General features: G+C 69.8%; 12 protein-coding genes. 11 read left to right on the forward strand and 1 reads right to left on the reverse strand.

Annotation, left to right across the window (positions count from 1 at the left end; all coding sequences use genetic code 11):
- The first annotated feature begins 117 nt into the window (after window positions 1–117).
- Window positions 118–1,500 (forward strand): diacylglycerol/lipid kinase family protein, encoded by a 1,383-nt coding sequence (locus ACZ7M7_RS03790; protein ID WP_472112473.1) that lies wholly within the window; start codon window positions 118–120, stop codon window positions 1,498–1,500.
- 25 nt (window positions 1,501–1,525) lie between these two features.
- Here ACZ7M7_RS03790 and ACZ7M7_RS03795 read toward each other — a convergent pair whose 3' ends face one another.
- The gene (locus ACZ7M7_RS03795; RefSeq protein ID WP_472112475.1) at window positions 1,526–2,566 is read right to left on the reverse strand and encodes an SCO2400 family protein; all 1,041 of its coding nucleotides are present in this window, start codon (window positions 2,564–2,566) and stop codon (window positions 1,526–1,528) included.
- Window positions 2,567–2,879: 313 nt separating this feature from the next.
- On the opposite strand from ACZ7M7_RS03795, the gene ACZ7M7_RS03800 reads away from it, so the two are divergent.
- The 10 genes from ACZ7M7_RS03800 to ACZ7M7_RS03845 all read left to right on the forward strand — a co-directional run bounded on the left by ACZ7M7_RS03800 (window position 2,880) and on the right by ACZ7M7_RS03845 (window position 16,049).
- Window positions 2,880–4,043 carry a mandelate racemase/muconate lactonizing enzyme family protein gene (locus ACZ7M7_RS03800; RefSeq protein WP_383624352.1) on the forward strand — a complete coding sequence of 388 codons (1,164 nt, stop codon included), beginning with the start codon at window positions 2,880–2,882 and terminating at the stop codon, window positions 4,041–4,043.
- Window positions 4,040–5,044 carry a zinc-dependent alcohol dehydrogenase gene (locus ACZ7M7_RS03805; protein WP_451167032.1) on the forward strand — a complete coding sequence of 335 codons (1,005 nt, stop codon included), beginning with the start codon at window positions 4,040–4,042 and terminating at the stop codon, window positions 5,042–5,044. The genes ACZ7M7_RS03800 and ACZ7M7_RS03805 overlap by 4 nt, the downstream gene beginning before the upstream one ends.
- Window positions 5,045–5,173: 129 nt before the next feature.
- Window positions 5,174–6,136: a hypothetical protein gene (locus ACZ7M7_RS03810; protein ID WP_472112478.1), complete on the forward strand. Its 963-nt coding sequence runs from the start codon at window positions 5,174–5,176 to the stop codon at window positions 6,134–6,136.
- Between the two features lie 139 nt (window positions 6,137–6,275).
- A complete protein-coding gene (gene chvE / locus ACZ7M7_RS03815; protein WP_383595680.1) occupies window positions 6,276–7,388 on the forward strand; it encodes a multiple monosaccharide ABC transporter substrate-binding protein in 1,113 nt (370 codons plus the stop codon).
- Between the two features lie 32 nt (window positions 7,389–7,420).
- Window positions 7,421–8,971, forward strand: a complete 1,551-nt coding sequence (gene mmsA, locus ACZ7M7_RS03820) for a multiple monosaccharide ABC transporter ATP-binding protein (protein ID WP_383595677.1) — start codon at window positions 7,421–7,423, stop codon at window positions 8,969–8,971.
- Window positions 8,968–10,212 (forward strand): multiple monosaccharide ABC transporter permease, encoded by a 1,245-nt coding sequence (gene mmsB / locus ACZ7M7_RS03825; protein WP_383595674.1) that lies wholly within the window; start codon window positions 8,968–8,970, stop codon window positions 10,210–10,212. The genes mmsA and mmsB overlap by 4 nt, the downstream gene beginning before the upstream one ends.
- A gap of 243 nt (window positions 10,213–10,455) precedes the next feature.
- Window positions 10,456–11,601: an aldose epimerase family protein gene (locus ACZ7M7_RS03830; RefSeq protein WP_383595672.1), complete on the forward strand. Its 1,146-nt coding sequence runs from the start codon at window positions 10,456–10,458 to the stop codon at window positions 11,599–11,601.
- 194 nt (window positions 11,602–11,795) lie between these two features.
- Entirely contained in the window at window positions 11,796–13,442 is a 1,647-nt protein-coding gene (locus ACZ7M7_RS03835) for a pyridoxal phosphate-dependent aminotransferase (RefSeq protein WP_472112482.1), read from the forward strand.
- 136 nt (window positions 13,443–13,578) lie between these two features.
- Entirely contained in the window at window positions 13,579–13,956 is a 378-nt protein-coding gene (locus ACZ7M7_RS03840; protein WP_472112485.1) for an effector-associated constant component EACC1, read from the forward strand.
- The gene (locus tag ACZ7M7_RS03845; RefSeq protein ID WP_472112488.1) at window positions 13,953–16,049 is read left to right on the forward strand and encodes a caspase, EACC1-associated type; all 2,097 of its coding nucleotides are present in this window, start codon (window positions 13,953–13,955) and stop codon (window positions 16,047–16,049) included. The genes ACZ7M7_RS03840 and ACZ7M7_RS03845 overlap by 4 nt, the downstream gene beginning before the upstream one ends.
- Window positions 16,050–16,141 lie beyond the last annotated feature (92 nt).

Below are 16,141 nucleotides of genomic sequence, written 5' to 3' on the forward strand. Positions count from 1 at the left end.
GCTCCCTGCCCGCATGGTCGACCGGCCCCCTGACCAGCATGCTCACAGCCCCGCGCTCCGGTGGGATCACCCGAAGCAGGTGATGCGGGGCCCGGCCGCGGGAGGTGGGATGACGCTGTGGGCGGTACGCGAAAGACCGCTGGGACGTCCGGCACGGCCGATCGTCCCCGTGCGGCGGCTCAACGGTGGGCGGCACGCCTGGCCCTGCTCGTCGCAGCCGCCGCGATCGCCGTGCTGCTGGCGGCCGCCGGTATCAAGAGCCTGGCACTGCTGGCAGTGGGCTTCGCGGGCCTCGCCGCGACAGCCGCGGCCCTGTGGTGGGCGCTCTCCCGGCGGGGCGCGGCCCGGCTGCTGGCCGCCGTACTCGCCATCCTGCTGCCGGTTGCCGTGCTGCTGAACTACGCCGCGGTGGGCCTGCTCTGGGCCGCTCTGTCGGCCGTGGCCCTGTGGATCGCGGCGCTCCTGATCGGGCGGGCCGCCCTCGCCGCGGACGCCGGCCGGACCGGCCCCCGGGAACACCCGACCCCACCACCGCGAGCACCGTTCCTCATCATGAACCCGCGCTCCGGCGGCGGAAAGGTCGGCAGCTACGACCTCGTGGCCAAGGCCCGGGCCCTGGGCGCCGAGGTCGCCGTCCTCGACCCGGCTCACCCGCAGGACGTCGCGGAGCTGGCCGAGCGGGCCGTGGCGCGGGGAGCGGACCTGCTGGGGGTCGCCGGAGGGGACGGCACCCAGGCGCTGGTGGCCGGTGTGGCGGCCCGGCACGATCTGCCGTTCGTCGTCATCTCCGCGGGCACCCGCAACCACTTCGCCATGGACCTCGGCCTCGACCGGACCGACCCGTCGACCTGCCTCGACGCCCTCACCGACGGTGTCGAGGTGCGGATCGACCTCGGTCTCATCGGCGAGCGCGTCTTCGTCAACAACGCGTCCTTCGGCGTGTACGCGGCGGTCGTGCAGAGCCCCGCCTACCGCGACGACAAGGTGCCGACCATCCTCCGGGAGCTCCCGGACCTGCTGACCCATCAGGTCGGGCCCCGTCTGACCGTCCGCGCGCGGGACGTGGTCCTCGACGCTCCCCAAGGAGTCCTGATCAGCAACAACCCCTACCAGTTGGGCGACGCGGCCGGCCTCGGCCGACGGGCGCGGCTGGACTCCGGTGTCCTCGGCGTCCTCGGCGTGAAGGTCGACAACGCCGCACAGGCGGCCGGTCTGCTGCGCGGCCATCAGTCGCGCGGGCTCACCGTGCTGGCCGTGCACGAGGTGGTGGTCGAGGCCGACGCCCCCGACGTCCCGGTCGGTGTGGACGGCGAGGCCCTCCTGCTGCCCACGCCCGTCATCTGCCGCATCACGCCCGGCGCCCTGCGGGTCCGCGTGCCGCGCGACCGTCCGGGAGTGCCGGCGGCGAGGCCGCGGATGGACTGGCGGACGCTGGGCCGGCTGGCGTTGCCCCGCACTCGTGACCCAGCCGGCCACGAGCACCCGTATTCACGAACGTGAACGATCCTTGCCGGCTACGGCCGGTTCACGTGCACCACCACAGGAACCGATTGCACGTCTCCGTGGGCGTCGGGTCCGGGGTCGGGTCCGACGTGGTCGGTTCCTCGGTCGGGGTCGTGGGATCAGGGTCGGACGGGGTGGTGGGGGCCGAGGTGGTGTTGCCCGAGCCGCCGCCCGCCGGCGCCGACTGGCCGTCCTTGTCGGGGGTCTTGTCCTCGTCCTTCTTCTTGTCCTCGTCCTTGGGCGACTTGGAGGACGAGGGAGACGCCGACGGATCCGCCGACGGCGAGTCCCCGTCCGTCCGCGGCGTCCCGTCCGTCGCCTCCGGGGACGCGGTCACCTCTTCCGACGCCGCGCCCTCCGCCGATTCGTCCCCGGCGGCCGCGGGCTTGGGGCTCGTGCCCGGGGCGTCCATGCCGAGTTCGGCGAGGCTCAGACCCCCGGCGGCCAGGACGAAGCCCGCGGTCACGAGCAGGACCCGGCGACGGCGGCGACGGTGCGCGGCAGCCTTGCGATCGCGACGGCTGGCACCGGCCGACGAGGACCCGTCGTCCAGGTCGTCGCCCTCGTCGCCGTCCACTTCCTCGTCGTGGTCGTCATGCGCGTCGTCGTACTCGGCGTACTCGTCACGGCCACGCCCCCTGCCGCGCCGCTGTGCCGCCCGCCGCGCGGCCCGTCCACCGGTCGGCGCGACCGGCGCCGCCTCCGAGGACACCTCACCGGCGTCCGCAGCCTCCGCGGCCTGCGCCGGGCGCCCTTCGTCGTAGCGGTCGTCGTGGCCACTCGCGCCGTACTCGCCGCCGCCGTACTGCCCGGCGCCGCTCCCGTACTGCCCCGAGCCGTCCCCGTACCGGCCCGCGTCGCCGCCGTACTGGCCCGTGCCGCTGCCGTACTGGCCCTCGTACCCCTCGTACGTTCCCCGGCCCTGCACACCCCGCTCGGCCATCTGCGGGTACACCTCGTTCGGGGCGCCCGCGTACACGCGCAGCTCTTCGATCGCGGCGCCGCACCCCGGGCAGGCGAGGGCGCCATTCAGGTGCCGTCGGCACGGGTGGCAGTAGTCCATGACGCGGGAAGACTAGGTTCCGCACAGGCACCGTTGATAGTCACAGCTGTGAAAGTTGTGTATGGAACTTTCCGTTCCGGCATGGCGAGTTGACGGATATGCCGGGACTCGCCAGACACGCCCCCCACACTCCGCGACCGACTGCCCGAAATCCGTATCGAAAGCGGTGTCGAAACCGTTATGCGTTCGACCCATTGACACTCCCGGCGCCGTCTCCCTACTGTCACGTCAGCATTTCGAACGTGTGACGAAATTTCGAACACGCCGGGGTGCGACACCACATGAGCCGACGACGCAGCAAGGGGCAACTGCCGTGCGCATCACCGGAATCAGCACACACGTGGTCGGGACGCCGTGGCGCAACCTGACCTACGTCCTGGTGCACACCGACGAGGGCATCACCGGAGTCGGCGAGACCCGGATGCTGGGCCACACCGACGCGCTGATCGGCTACCTGCGGGAGGCCGAGGCCAACCACATTCTGGGTTCCGACCCGTTCGCTGTCGAGGACCTCGTCCGCCGCATGAAGTACGGCGACTACGGGCGGGCCGGCGAGATCGTGATGTCCGGGATCGCCGTCGTGGAAATGGCTTGCTGGGACATCAAGGGCAAGGCCCTCGGCGTGCCCGTGTGGCAGCTGCTCGGCGGCAAGGTCACCGACAAGGTCAAGGCATACGCCAACGGCTGGTACACCACCGAGCGGACCCCGGAGGCGTACCACAAGGCGGCCCAGGGCGTGATGGAGCGCGGGTACAAGGCGCTCAAGATCGACCCCTTCGGCACCGGGCACTTCGAGCTCGACCACGAGCAGACCCTGTACGCCGTCTCCCTGATCGAGGCCGTGCGGGACGCCATCGGCCCCGAGGCCGAACTGATGCTGGAGATGCACGGCCGCTTCTCCCCCGCCACCGCCGTACGGCTCGCGCGCGAGCTCGCGCCCTTCAAGCCGGCCTGGCTGGAGGAGCCCTGCCCGCCGGAGAACCTGAAGGCGCTGGAGAAGGTCGCCGCGAAGGTCGACATGCCGGTCGCGACCGGCGAGCGGATTCACGATCGCATCGAATTCCGTGAGCTCTTCGAGAGCCAGGCCGTCGACATCATCCAGCCCGACGTCGGCCACATCGGCGGCATCTGGGAGACGCGCAAGCTCGCCGCGACGGCCGAGACCCACTACGTACTCGTCGCGCCCCACAACGTCGGCGGCTCCGTCCTGACCGCCGCCTCCCTCCAGGTCGGGTTCACCTCCCCGAACTTCAAGATCCTGGAGCACTTCAACGACTTCGCCGACGCGGAGATCAAGAAGGTCGTGAAGGGCGCCCCGCAGGTGAACCCGGAGGACGGCTGCTTCCACCTCTCCGACGCCCCCGGCCTCGGTGTCGAGTTCGACGCCGACGCCGCCGCCGAGTTCCCGCAGCAGCAGGCCCGGTTCGACCTGTGGGCCGAGGGCTGGGAGCAGCGCAAGCCCAAGGGCGCGCAGTGAGCACCGCCGTCGTCATCGAGGCGCCGGGCGAGCACCGGCTCACCGAGCACACGCCGCGCGAGCCGGAGGCCGGTGAGGCGCTGGTCCGGGTCCACGCGGTCGGCATCTGCGGCAGCGACCGTGAGGTGTACCAGGGCAACCGGCCCGAGGGATACGTCCGTTACCCGCTCACGCCGGGCCACGAGTGGTCCGGGACCGTCGCGGCGGTCGGCGCCGGGGTGCCGGACTCGCTGGTCGGCCGCAAGGTCGTCGGCGAGGGCTTCCGCAACTGCCAGGTCTGCGACCGCTGTCACGCCGGTGAGACCACGCTGTGCAGCGCGGGGTACGAGGAGACCGGCTTCACCCAGCCCGGCGCCATGGCCGCCACGCTCACACTCCCGGCCCGGCTGCTGCACGTCCTGCCCGACGGCGCGGACCTCACCGCGGCGGCCCTGCTGGAGCCGGCCGCCTGTATCGCCGCCGCGGCGATCAAGGCCAACGCGCTGCCGGGCGAGCGCGTGGCGGTCGTGGGGACCGGGACGCTGGGCATGTTCGCCGTTCAGTTCCTGAAGGCGGGCTCGCCGGCCGAGCTGCTCGTGGTGGGCACGCGGGGCGACCGGGAGGCGCTGTCGCGGCAGTACGGGGCGACCGACTTCCGCACGAAGGACCAGCTGCTCCCGGACGACTTCGACGTCGTCATCGAGACCGCCGGGTCCGCGGACGCCGCGCGCACCTCCGCCGCCCTGCTCAGGCGCGGCGGGCGCCTCGTCCTCACGGGGATCCCGGCGGCAGGCGCCCATGGACTCGACCCGACCGATCTCGTCGTACGGCAGCTGGAGGTGCACACCGTGTTCGGGGCGCCGCCGGATGCCTGGGCGCACACGGTGCGGGTGTTCGCGGCCGGGCTGCTCGATCCGTTGCCGCTGGTCACGCACGAGTTGCCGCTTCAGGAATTCCCGCAGGCGATCGAGCTCGTCGGCTCCGGCGATCCGAAGGTGGGCAAGGTTCTCCTTCGCCCCTGAGTACCCCTCAGCCGTACGCCGGTACGGGGGCAACCTGACGGTCCCCGTACCGGCGTACACCCAGGGTCCTGGCCCCGCACACCCTGAGCCGCGAACCTCGTCCGATATATCGAACAAGAAGGACAGCTTGTGACCGACGCTTCCGCAGCCCGCCGACCCGGTGAGCAGGTGCTCGCCGCCCTCGGCCTGGCCGCGCCCGACCTCTCCCCCGCCGACACCTCGCCCCACACGTTCCCGGGCGGCGGCCGCTGGCGCACCGAGATCCCCTCGTGCGAGGGTCCCGAAGCGCTGGCCGTCGTCCTGAAGGAAGCCTCGCTGCTCGACGTGCCGGTCCACCGGATCAGCCAGGGCAGCGGCGTGTGGATGCTGACCGACACCGAGATCACCGAGATGGTCGAGGCCACGGCCGAACGCGACATCGAGCTCTGCCTGTTCACCGGCCCGCGCGGCACCTGGGACATCGGCGGATCCACGCGCACCGACTCGCGGGGGGCCGGACTGCGCGCCCGAGGCCACGACGCCGTCGCCGGCTGCCTCGAAGACGCCGTGCGGGCAACGGAGTTGGGCGTGAAGTGCCTCCTGGTCGCCGACGAGGGCGTGCTGTGGACGCTGCACCGGGCGAGAGCCGCCGGGATCATCCCGGCCGACACGACACTCAAGGTGAGCGCGCTGATCGGGCCCGTCAACCCGGCCGCGTACGCGGTGTACGAGAACCTCGGCGCCGACTCGGTCAACGTGCCCAGCGATCTGACGCTCGACCACCTCACCGAGATACGGCGGGTCTCCGCCGCCCCCATGGACATGTACATCGAGGCCCCCGACGACCTCGGCGGCTATGTGCGGATGTACGAGGTCGCCGAGCTGATCCGGCGCGGCGCACCGCTCTATCTGAAGTTCGGGCTCTCCAAGGCCCCCGGCATCTATCCCTACGGCCACCACATGCGGGACCTGACCCTGGCCACCGCCCGGGAACGCGTACGGCGCGGACGGCTGGCCCTGGACCTGCTCGCACGGCACGGAGCTGACGGCGACATGGCGCCCCTCGGTTCACGGCTGCCCGGAACTCTGAAGCGATTCGAAACTCCCGCATAACGTTCCGGACAAACCCCCTTCACAGAAGAAGACGCAGTCGAACACAATCCCACACACCCTTGTTCTACTCCGTTCAGTCCCCGAAGCGTCCTCGCACCGTCCGACCGAGCCCTGCTCACACACATCAAGGATGATGACCATGCGTACTCGCAGAGCCGCACTCGCCGCCATAGCCTCCGCCGCGTCCCTCGCGCTGACCCTGACCGCCTGCGGCCAGAGCGGCGAGGGCGGCTCCAAGGAGGACTCGGGCAGCTCCGAGGGAGCCACCATCGGCATCGCGATGCCGACCAAGTCCTCCGAGCGCTGGATCGCCGACGGCAACAACGTCGTCGCGGACCTGAAGTCCAAGGGCTACAAGACCAGGCTGGTCTACGGCGAGGACGACCCGGACCAGCAGGTCTCGCAGATCGAGAACCTGATCACACAGGGCGTCAAGGCACTGATCGTCGCGGCCATCGACAACAAGTCGATGAACAACGTGCTCCAGCAGGCCAAGGACGCGAACATCCCGGTGATCTCCTACGACCGCCTGATCCTCGGCACGGAGAACGTCGACTACTACGCGTCGTTCGACAACGAGAAGGTCGGCGAGCTCCAGGCCAACTACATCGTCGAGAAGCTCGGCCTGAAGGACGGCTCCAAGAAGGGCCCGTTCAACGTCGAGCTGTTCGCCGGCTCCAACGACGACAACAACACCCGCTACTTCTTCGGCGGGGCGATGAAGGTCCTGCAGCCCTACATCGACAAGAAGCAGCTCGTCGTCCGCTCCGGCCAGACCAAGCTGACCCAGGTCACCACCCTGCGCTGGGACGGCGGCACCGCCCAGAAGCGCATGGACGACATCCTGACCTCGGCGTACAAGAGCGAGCGCGTCGACGCGGTCCTCTCGCCGTACGACGGCATCTCCATCGGCATCCTGTCGGCGCTGAAGTCGGACGACTACGGCTCCAAGAGCAAGCCGCTGCCGGTCGTCACCGGTCAGGACGCCGAGGTCGCCTCGGTGAAGTCGATCATCGCCGACGAGCAGTCGATGACCGTCTACAAGGACACCCGCGAGCTCGCCAAGGTCGCCTCGGGCATGGTCGACGCCCTGCTCAACGACAAGAAGCCCGAGGTCAACGACACCAAGACCTACGACAACGGATCGAAGGTCGTCCCGGCGTACCTGCTGGAGCCGGTCGCGGTCGACAAGACCAACTACCAGAAGGAGGTCGTCGACTCCGGCTACATCAAGGAGAGCGACCTCAAGTAACCGCCGGCCCACTCTGATTGGAAGGCACGACCATGGCGGGACCCGTCCTGGAAATGCGCTCGATCGTCAAGACCTTTCCCGGCGTCAAGGCGCTGTCGGACGTCACGCTGACCGTCCGGCAGGGCGAGGTCCACGCCATCTGCGGGGAGAACGGCGCCGGCAAGTCGACCCTGATGAAGGTCCTCTCCGGCGTCCACCCGCACGGCACCTACGAGGGGGACATCCTCTTCGAGGGGGATGTCTGCGAGTTCAAGGACATCCGGGCGAGCGAGCACCGCGGCATCGTCATCATCCACCAGGAGCTGGCGCTGTCGCCGTTCCTCTCCCTCGCGGAGAACATCTTCCTCGGCAACGAGCATGCCAAGGGCGGGTTCATCGACTGGCGGGAGACCCTGCGGCACGCCACCGAGCTGCTGCGCCGGGTCGGTCTCTCCGACCACCCGGACACCCGCGTCGCCGACATCGGCGTGGGCAAGCAGCAGCTGGTGGAGATCGCGAAGGCGCTGTCGAAGAAGGTGAAGCTGCTCATCCTCGACGAGCCGACCGCGGCCCTGAACGACGAGGACAGCGGCAAACTCCTGGATCTGATCCTGGAGTTGAAGAAGCAGGGCATCACCTCGATCATCATCTCCCACAAGCTCAACGAGATCCGCAAGGTCGCCGACTCGGTGACGATCCTGCGCGACGGGCAGACCATCGAGACCCTCGATGTGAAGGCCCCGGAGACCACCGAGGACCGGATCATCAGCGGGATGGTCGGCCGGGACCTGGAGCACCGCTTCCCCGAACGCACCCCGCACGAGCCGGAGAAGGGCACGGCCGCCGCCCTGGAGATCCGCAACTGGACCGTGCACCACCCGATCGACCAGCAGCGCAAGGTGGTCGACGATGTGTCGCTGTCCGTGCGGCGCGGGGAGATCGTCGGCATCGCGGGCCTGATGGGCGCCGGCCGCACCGAGCTCGCGATGAGCGTCTTCGGGCGGACGTACGGCCGCTACCACGGCGGCACGGTCCTCAAGGACGGCAAGGAGATCCGGACCAAGACCGTCCCCGAGGCCGTCAAGAACGGCATCGCGTACGTCACCGAGGACCGCAAGCACTACGGCCTGAACCTCATCGACACCATCAACCGCAACATCTCGCTCAGCGCGCTGGGCAAGGTCGCCAAGCGGGGCGTGGTCGACGAGCACGGGGAGCGGCAGGTCGCCGAGGGCTTCCGCAAGTCCATGAACATCAAGGCGCCGACCGTCTTCGAGCCGGTGGGCAAGCTGTCCGGCGGCAACCAGCAGAAGGTCGTCCTCAGCAAGTGGATCTTCGCGGGTCCCGATGTGCTGATCCTGGACGAGCCGACGCGAGGCATCGACGTCGGCGCCAAGTACGAGATCTACACGGTCATCGACCAGCTGGCCGCCCAGGGCAAGGCGGTCGTCTTCATCTCCTCCGAGCTGCCGGAGCTGCTCGGCATGTGTGACCGCATCTACACGATGGCAGCGGGGCGGCTGACCGGCGAGTTCTCGCGGGCCGAGGCCTCGCAGGAATCGCTGATGCGTCAGATGACAAAGGACAAAGAGGTAACCCGATGAGCACGGATGTGACCGCCAAGAGCCCGGCCCCCGCGCCGCCGGGCAAGAGCTCGGGGGCCGCGGGTGCCGGCCTGCTCCAGCTGGTGATGGACGGCATGCGCCGCAACATGCGGCAGTACGGCATGCTGATCGCGCTCGGCCTGATCGTGGTGCTGTTCGCCGTGTGGACCGAGGGCGACCTGCTGCTGCCGCGCAACGTCTCCAACCTGGTGCTGCAGAACAGCTACATCCTGATCCTCGCGATCGGCATGATGCTGGTCATCATCGCGGGCCATATCGACCTGTCGGTCGGATCGCTGACGGCGTTCATCGGGTCGATGGCCGCGGTGTTCATGGTGAGGAACGATCTGCCATGGCCGGTGGCGGTGATCCTCTGCCTGGCCATGGGCGCCCTGGCGGGTGCGGCACAAGGGTTCTTCATCGCGTACGGCGGCATACCCTCGTTCATCGTGACCCTCGCGGGCATGCTGATCTTCCGTGGCCTGACGGAGATCTTCCTGGAGGGCCAGACCCTCGGCCCGTTCCCGGAGGGCCTGCAGAAGGTCGCCAACGGCTTCCTGCCCGAGGTCGGCCCCACCACGAACTACCACAATCTGACACTTCTGCTCGGCTTCGCGATGATCGCGTTCGTGGTCTTCCAGGAGTTCCGTGACCGCCGCCGGCAGCAGGAGTTCTCCCTCGAAGTCCCGCCCTTCAACCTGTTCCTGCTGAAGCTGGTCGCGCTCGGCGCCGCCATCCTCACGCTGACAATGCTGCTCGCCAGCTACAAGGGCGCCCCGATCGTGCTGCTCATCCTGGGCGTGCTGCTCGTCGGCTTCGGGTACGTCATGCGCAACGCGATCATCGGCCGCCACATCTACGCCATCGGCGGCAACCTGCCCGCGGCCAAGCTGTCGGGTGTGAAGGACAAGAAGGTCACCTTCCTGGTCTTCCTGAACATGGGCATGCTCGCGGCCCTGGCGGGTCTGGTCTTCGCCGCCCGCTTCAACGCGGCCTCTCCCAAGGCCGGCCTCAACTTCGAGCTGGAGGCGATCGCGGCCTCGTTCATCGGCGGCGCGTCGATGAGCGGCGGCGTCGGCACGGTTCTCGGCGCGATCATCGGCGGCCTGGTCCTGGGCGTGCTGAACAACGGCATGAACCTCGTCGGCATCGGCACCGACTGGCAGCAGGTCATCAAGGGCCTGGTACTGCTGGCCGCGGTCGGCTTCGACGTGTGGAACAAGCGCAAGGTCGGTTCGTAGGTCTGGGCGCTGCCGCCGGATTCCCGTCGTCCGCCCGAAGGGCGGGTCCCGCGGCGGCTGGTGCGTGCGATCGCAAGGCGCCGGAGCGCCCTCGTGGCGGAGCCACGTGGGCGGTTCGGCAACGCAGCGAGCGTGCGTGCCAGCCGCCGCGGGACAGGCGGGAATCCGGCGGCAGCGCCCGGGGCCCCGCCGGAAGGCGGGGCCCTTCCACTCTCGGTTCAACTTCCTGAGCAGGAGCCGCACATGGACATGAGCAGACGTACGGTCATAGCCGGAGCCGCGGCGGCGGGGATCACCGCCGCGACCATCGGCAGCGCACACGCCACGGGAGGCAGGACGCCGGTGAAGTCGCTCTTCGGCAAGCTTGCCGACGGCACCAAGGTCCACAGCTGGTCGCTGGCGAACGGCGGCACCCGCATGAAGGTCCTCTCCTACGGCGGCGTCGTGCAGTCTCTGGAGATCCCGGACCGCCGCGGCCGGCTCGCCAACGTCTCCCTGGGCTTCGACAACATCGAGGACTACGCCGCGAAGAGCCCGTACTTCGGCGCCCTGATCGGCCGGTACGGCAACCGCATCGGCAAGGGCAGGTTCACGCTCGACGGCAAGGCCTACCAGGTCAACGTCAACGACGGTGAGAACAGCCTGCACGGCGGCGCGCAGGGCTTCGACAAGCGCGTGTGGGACGTCGAGCCGTTCGCCAAGGGCTCCGACGTCGGACTGCACCTGTACTACACGTCCGTCGACGGCGAGATGGGCTACCCGGGCACGCTGAAGGTGAAGGTGACGTACACCCTCACCAAGCACGGCGACTGGCGCATCGACTACGCGGCCACCACCGACAAGGCCACGGTCGTCAACCTCACCAGCCACGTCTACTGGAACCTCGCCGGCGAGGGCAGCGGCACGATCGAGAACCACCAGCTGAAGATCGACGCCTCCCGCTACACCCCCGTCGACTCGGGCCTCATCCCGACCGGGCAGCTGGCCCCCGTCGCGGGCACCCCCTTCGACTTCCGCCGCACCAAGGCGATCGGCGAGGACCTCCGCGAGGCCCACCAGCAGTTGCTGTACGGCAAGGGCATCGACCACAACTGGGTCCTCGACAAGGGCATCTCGCCGCGCCCCGAGTGGATCGCCACCCTGAAGGACCCGTCCTCCGGCCGCACCCTGCGCATGGCGACCACCGAGCCGGGCCTGCAGTTCTACTCCGGCAACTTCCTCGACGGCACCCTCGTCGGCACGAGCGGCCGCACCTACCGGCAGGGCGACGCGCTGTGCCTGGAGACGCAGCACTTCCCGGACTCGCCGAACAAGCCGTCGTTCCCCTCGACAGTGCTGCGACCTGGGCAGACGTACCGTTCGACGACGGTCCACTCGTTCAGCTGCTGACGGCTGCCGATCCTGATCGACCGTCCGTTCTGACGGTTCTTCACAGGTGGCACACAACTTCTCACCGGTTTCTCAGTGGTTGAACAGCGCCATCCCAGCCTCCGTATGTAAGGGCGGCCCGTGCTCCCCCGCGCGGGCCACCCAAGACGACGGGCCCGGTCGTCCCCGCCGGGCCCGCCCCATACGGAGGTTCCATGGCCGACAACGTCACCTCGCTGTTCCGCAGCACCGCGGCACACAGCCCGTCGATGGCGGCGCTGACGCGTGAGGGCGGCGACGGGGCCGGTCCGGTCGACTTCTGCATCCCCTGCAACCCGTACTTCCCGACGCCGGAGATGTTCCAGGACATGGGGGCCCGGCTGCGGGACATCATCACGTACTACCCGAGCAGCGCGGACACGATCACGGCCGAGCTGTGCAGTCTGCTCCAACTCCCGCCGCAGTGCGTGGCGATGGGCAACGGCTCCACGGAGCTGATCACCTGGATCGACCACCTGATGGTCCGGGAGTCCCTCGCCATCCCCGTCCCCACCTTCGGCCGCTGGACCGACCAGCCCATGGAGACCGGCAAGCGGGTCGACATGTTCCCGCTCCAGGAGTCCAGCGGCTTCGCCCTCGACCTCGCGCAGTACGCCGAGTTCATCCGCGCCCGGGGGACGCGCGTGGCGGTCATCTGCAACCCGAACAACCCCGACGGCGGCTACCTCCACAAGCACGCGCTCGTGCAGTTCATGGACGCCATGGCCGACCTGGACCTCGTCATCATCGACGAGAGTTTCCTGGAGTTCGCCGACGCCGAGCAGGAACCCTCGGTCGTCCAGGAGGCGATGCTGCGGCCGAACGTCATCGTCCTGCGCAGCCTCGGCAAGAACTTCGGCCTGCACGGCATCCGCTTCGGCTACCTCGTCGCCAACCCGGCGCTCGCCGGCATGGTCCGCTCGATGCTGCCGAAGTGGAACCTCAACGCCTTCGCCGAGCACGTGGTGTTCATGCTCAAGAACCACGGCGCCGAGTACGCGCAGAGCCTGCACCAGGTGCGCCGGGACCGCCTCGACATGGCCAGCCAGCTGTCCTCGCTCCCCGGCCTGACGGTCTACCCGTCGCAGGGCAACTTCCTCTTCGTGCGCCTCCCCGTGGGCGCCGAAGGCACCGTGGTGCGGGATCGACTGCTCACCGAGCACCGGATCCTGGTCCGCGAGTGCGGCAACAAGATCGGTTCGTCCAGCCGCTTCCTGCGACTCGTGGTGCGCCCCCAGGTGGACGTGCGTCGCCTGGTGTCCGGCCTGGAGCAGGTGCTCTACGGGTCCAGGAGGGGAGCCGCCGTACCTGAGCTGGGTACAGGGACCAACTACAGCTCGGGTACGGCGGCCGTGGACCGGTTGGTCAGCTCCACGAACGGCGCGGGGATGCCGGGGCTTGCCGCGCAGGCCATGGGGTCACCCATGCCGGCGTCGGCTCAGCCGCAGCCGCAGGTGGTGGCGCCGGCTGCCGCGACGGTGCCTCCGCAGGGCACGGGGATGCCCATGCCGGCGCCGGTTCCGGTGGCTCCGGCCCCGGCACCGATGCCCACGCCGATGCCCACGCCGGTGCCTGTGCCGGCGGCTGCGCCCGCCCCTGCTCCGGCGCCCGCTCCGACGCCGTTCCCGTCGCCGATGGCGCCCATGGCGCCCGCCGCGGCGGCGATGCCCGGGCCCACGCCGCCCGGGGTGCCGGCTCGGGGTGGGCTCACGGCCGCGCAGGTACGGGGGACCACTGGGCCGGGGCTCACTCCGGCGCCGGCTACCGGGTGGCCCAACAGCCAGAGTTGGCCGAATGCGGCGGGGATGGGGCAGGTCGGGTGAGCACGGCGCAGGGTTGGTGGAGCTGAACTCGCCCACGGACGCGGCCTGTTCGCCCCTCCTCGACCCACCCGTCCCATCTCCCTGAATCTCCGCGATCCGGCCTCGGCGGGAACACCTGCCATGGCACAGTACAAACGTGGACATCACCATCACAGTCAAGTCCGACCAGGTCGAAGCGGACCTGCGTTCCTTGCAGCAGTGGCTCCTTCGGGAGCCCGGTCTGCGGCAGGTCCGTTTCACCCGCCCGGCGCCCGTGACCCGACCGGGCGACATGGGTGGGGTCAGCGAGATCCTCCTCGCGTCGTTCGGGGCGGGGGGTGCCGGGGCGATGCTGGCCGAGACCGTCTCGGTGTGGCTGCAGAGCCGTGTGACGCCGGTGAGGATACGGATCGAGGGCCCTCGGGGCAGCATGGAAGTGGAGGCGAGCGTCAAGGATCCCGCCGCCTTGATCAACCGGGTTCTTGAGGAACAGTCCGGCCCCGAGGACGAGGCACCCGCTGACGAGGCGTCGTGACCGACACCGCCGATCCGCTCCAGTCCATGGCGGTGCTGATCGGCAACGGGGTGTACGAGGACCTGGATGGTCTGCCTTCCGTCGGCAACAACCTCACCGATCTGGCCGCGGCGCTCCGTGACGCGACCAGATGGGGGCTGCCTTCGGAACGCTGCGTCGTCCTGCCCGACAAGAGGGATCCGGCCGATGTCAGCACCGTACTGGCCGAAGCCGCGGGTGAGACACTGGACACCCTGCTCGTCTATTACGCGGGGCACGGACTGATCCATGAGGACACCGGTGAACTGATTCTGGCCACCGGCCGCACGAGCCCCAAGCTGCCGCTGCTCACCGGGCTGAGATACTCCGACGTCCGGGACATCCTCGCGGTCCGTCGGGCCCGAAGACTCGTGGTCGTCCTCGACTGCTGCTACAGCGGGCGGGCGGTCGGCGTCATGGCGGACGCGGCCTCGCTCGTCGTGGGGCAACTGGGCATCGAGGGGACGTACGTCCTGTCCTCGACGGTTTCCACCCTGCCGAGCAAGGCCCCCGCGGGCCACCGGCATACCGCGTTCACGGGTGGGCTGCTGGAGGTCATCGGCAAGGGAGTCCCCAGCGGACGGCCGTATCTCACCCCTGGGGACCTCTTCGACTGGACCCGCAAGATCATGATCGACCGTGGCTGGCCACGACCGGCGCAGTGCCACGAAGACACGGTTCGGGAGCTCCAGCTCATGCGCAATCCATGGTCGGGCGCGCTGCGATGGTTCTCACAGCGTCGGCGCGGCGCCCCTAGGAGGGACGAAGCCGCGGAGACGAGGACGGACGCCTCGGATCTCGTCGTGGGGATCCACGTCGGGGTGAGCGCGGTGCGGCCCCTTCTCGGCCCCGGCGGCCCGGACTCCCTCGCCGCACTCGAAGCGGTCGTCGAGAAGACCGTCCCCCGGTGGCTGCCGGGTATGGAACTGGTCCATGGGGTGATGACGGACATGCGCCGGGACTACGGCGACGGGGCCGCGACCGCCGCGATCGTCGCCGATGAGCTGCTCTCCGCGATCCATACGGCGGTACGCGCCGGCGCCCGCTGGGAGGAGGTCACCGACCGCGTCGAGGAGGAGGCCGCTGCCGTCCTGTGCCGACTGGACCGGCTGCGGCTGGACGACCTGCGAGCGCCCTCGCAGGCAGAACTGGACCGGGCCGTGGCGACCACCCTCGGGGACGCCGAGGAAGGGAAGTTGGTGATGTCGGCGGTCACCCGCGTGGGATCGGACCAGGTCGAGATCGCCGCCGGCACCCGGGCCGCCGCCGACCCCGAACCGGGGCTTTCCTTCGTCAGCAGGCTCACCCTGGACACGTCGGTCCTGGTGCCGAACTCCGCCAGTCGTCCCGTGACCCTCCACGAGCCGTATGTTCTCGTCGCACCGGAAGGAAAGGTGCCGGTCGAGGAGTTGCAGCCGATCGGCTGGCGTGAGCGGAAACCGCTCCTGATCATCGCACCGCGTGTCGACGTCTTCGCCATGAGCTCCCTGCACAGTCTCTTCGCGGGGACAGTGGTGGTGCGTCCCACGGACGCCGTCGTCGACTGGGACGCTCTGTGCGCCCGGACCGGCCACGCTCTGTTGACCGGGCACCCGCTCGGCCTGGCCGGCCGGGCGCTGGTCACACCGTCCTCCACCACTGTGACCGGGCTTCCCGGAACGGCACCGTCCGACAGCGGGCGGCTCCGCGTGTATGCGGGCCCGACCGGAAGTGCGGCACACGTCGCGGCGGTCCGGGCACTCGCCGTCGCCCGCTCGGCGGCCCGCACCGGTGTGCTGCCCGGCGGCGGGACCGGGCTGTACCGCATCGGGCAGGCAATCGGCGCGGACGCCGTACTCTTCCGGGCCGCGCTCGCCGCCCCGCTGCGGCAGCTCGTACGCAACGCGGGCCAGGATCTCGACCGTGTGACGGCCCTGCTGGACACCGACCCGGCCGATGCGTCGGCCGGGTTCGAGTGCGTCAGTGGCGCGGTGACCGACCTGCGGAGCGCTGGAGTGCTGGATCCGCTGGCCACGGTACGGGGCGTGGTGGAGAACGCGGTCGCCGCGGTCTCCCGCTACGTGGCGACCATGTGACCGCCGCTAGGTCGTGTCCGCAAAGTCCCGTCGTCCGCCCGGAGGGCGGGCCCCGCAGCGTCCGGTGCGTGCTCCCGGCGTGCCGGGCGGAG

It is taken from the genome of Streptomyces sp. NPDC111606, from assembly GCF_055656945.1.

Excerpts from the sequence above, each read along its gene's own strand:
- ACZ7M7_RS03795 (WP_472112475.1), bottom strand. The coding sequence starts at position 2,566 with ATGGACTACTGCCACCCGTGCCGACGGCACCTGAATGGCGCCCTCGCC.
- chvE (WP_383595680.1), top strand. The coding sequence starts at position 6,276 with ATGCGTACTCGCAGAGCCGCACTCGCCGCCATAGCCTCCGCCGCGTCC.
- mmsA (WP_383595677.1), top strand. The coding sequence starts at position 7,421 with ATGGCGGGACCCGTCCTGGAAATGCGCTCGATCGTCAAGACCTTTCCC.
- mmsB (WP_383595674.1), top strand. The coding sequence starts at position 8,968 with ATGAGCACGGATGTGACCGCCAAGAGCCCGGCCCCCGCGCCGCCGGGC.
- ACZ7M7_RS03830 (WP_383595672.1), top strand. The coding sequence starts at position 10,456 with ATGGACATGAGCAGACGTACGGTCATAGCCGGAGCCGCGGCGGCGGGG.
- ACZ7M7_RS03835 (WP_472112482.1), top strand. The coding sequence starts at position 11,796 with ATGGCCGACAACGTCACCTCGCTGTTCCGCAGCACCGCGGCACACAGC.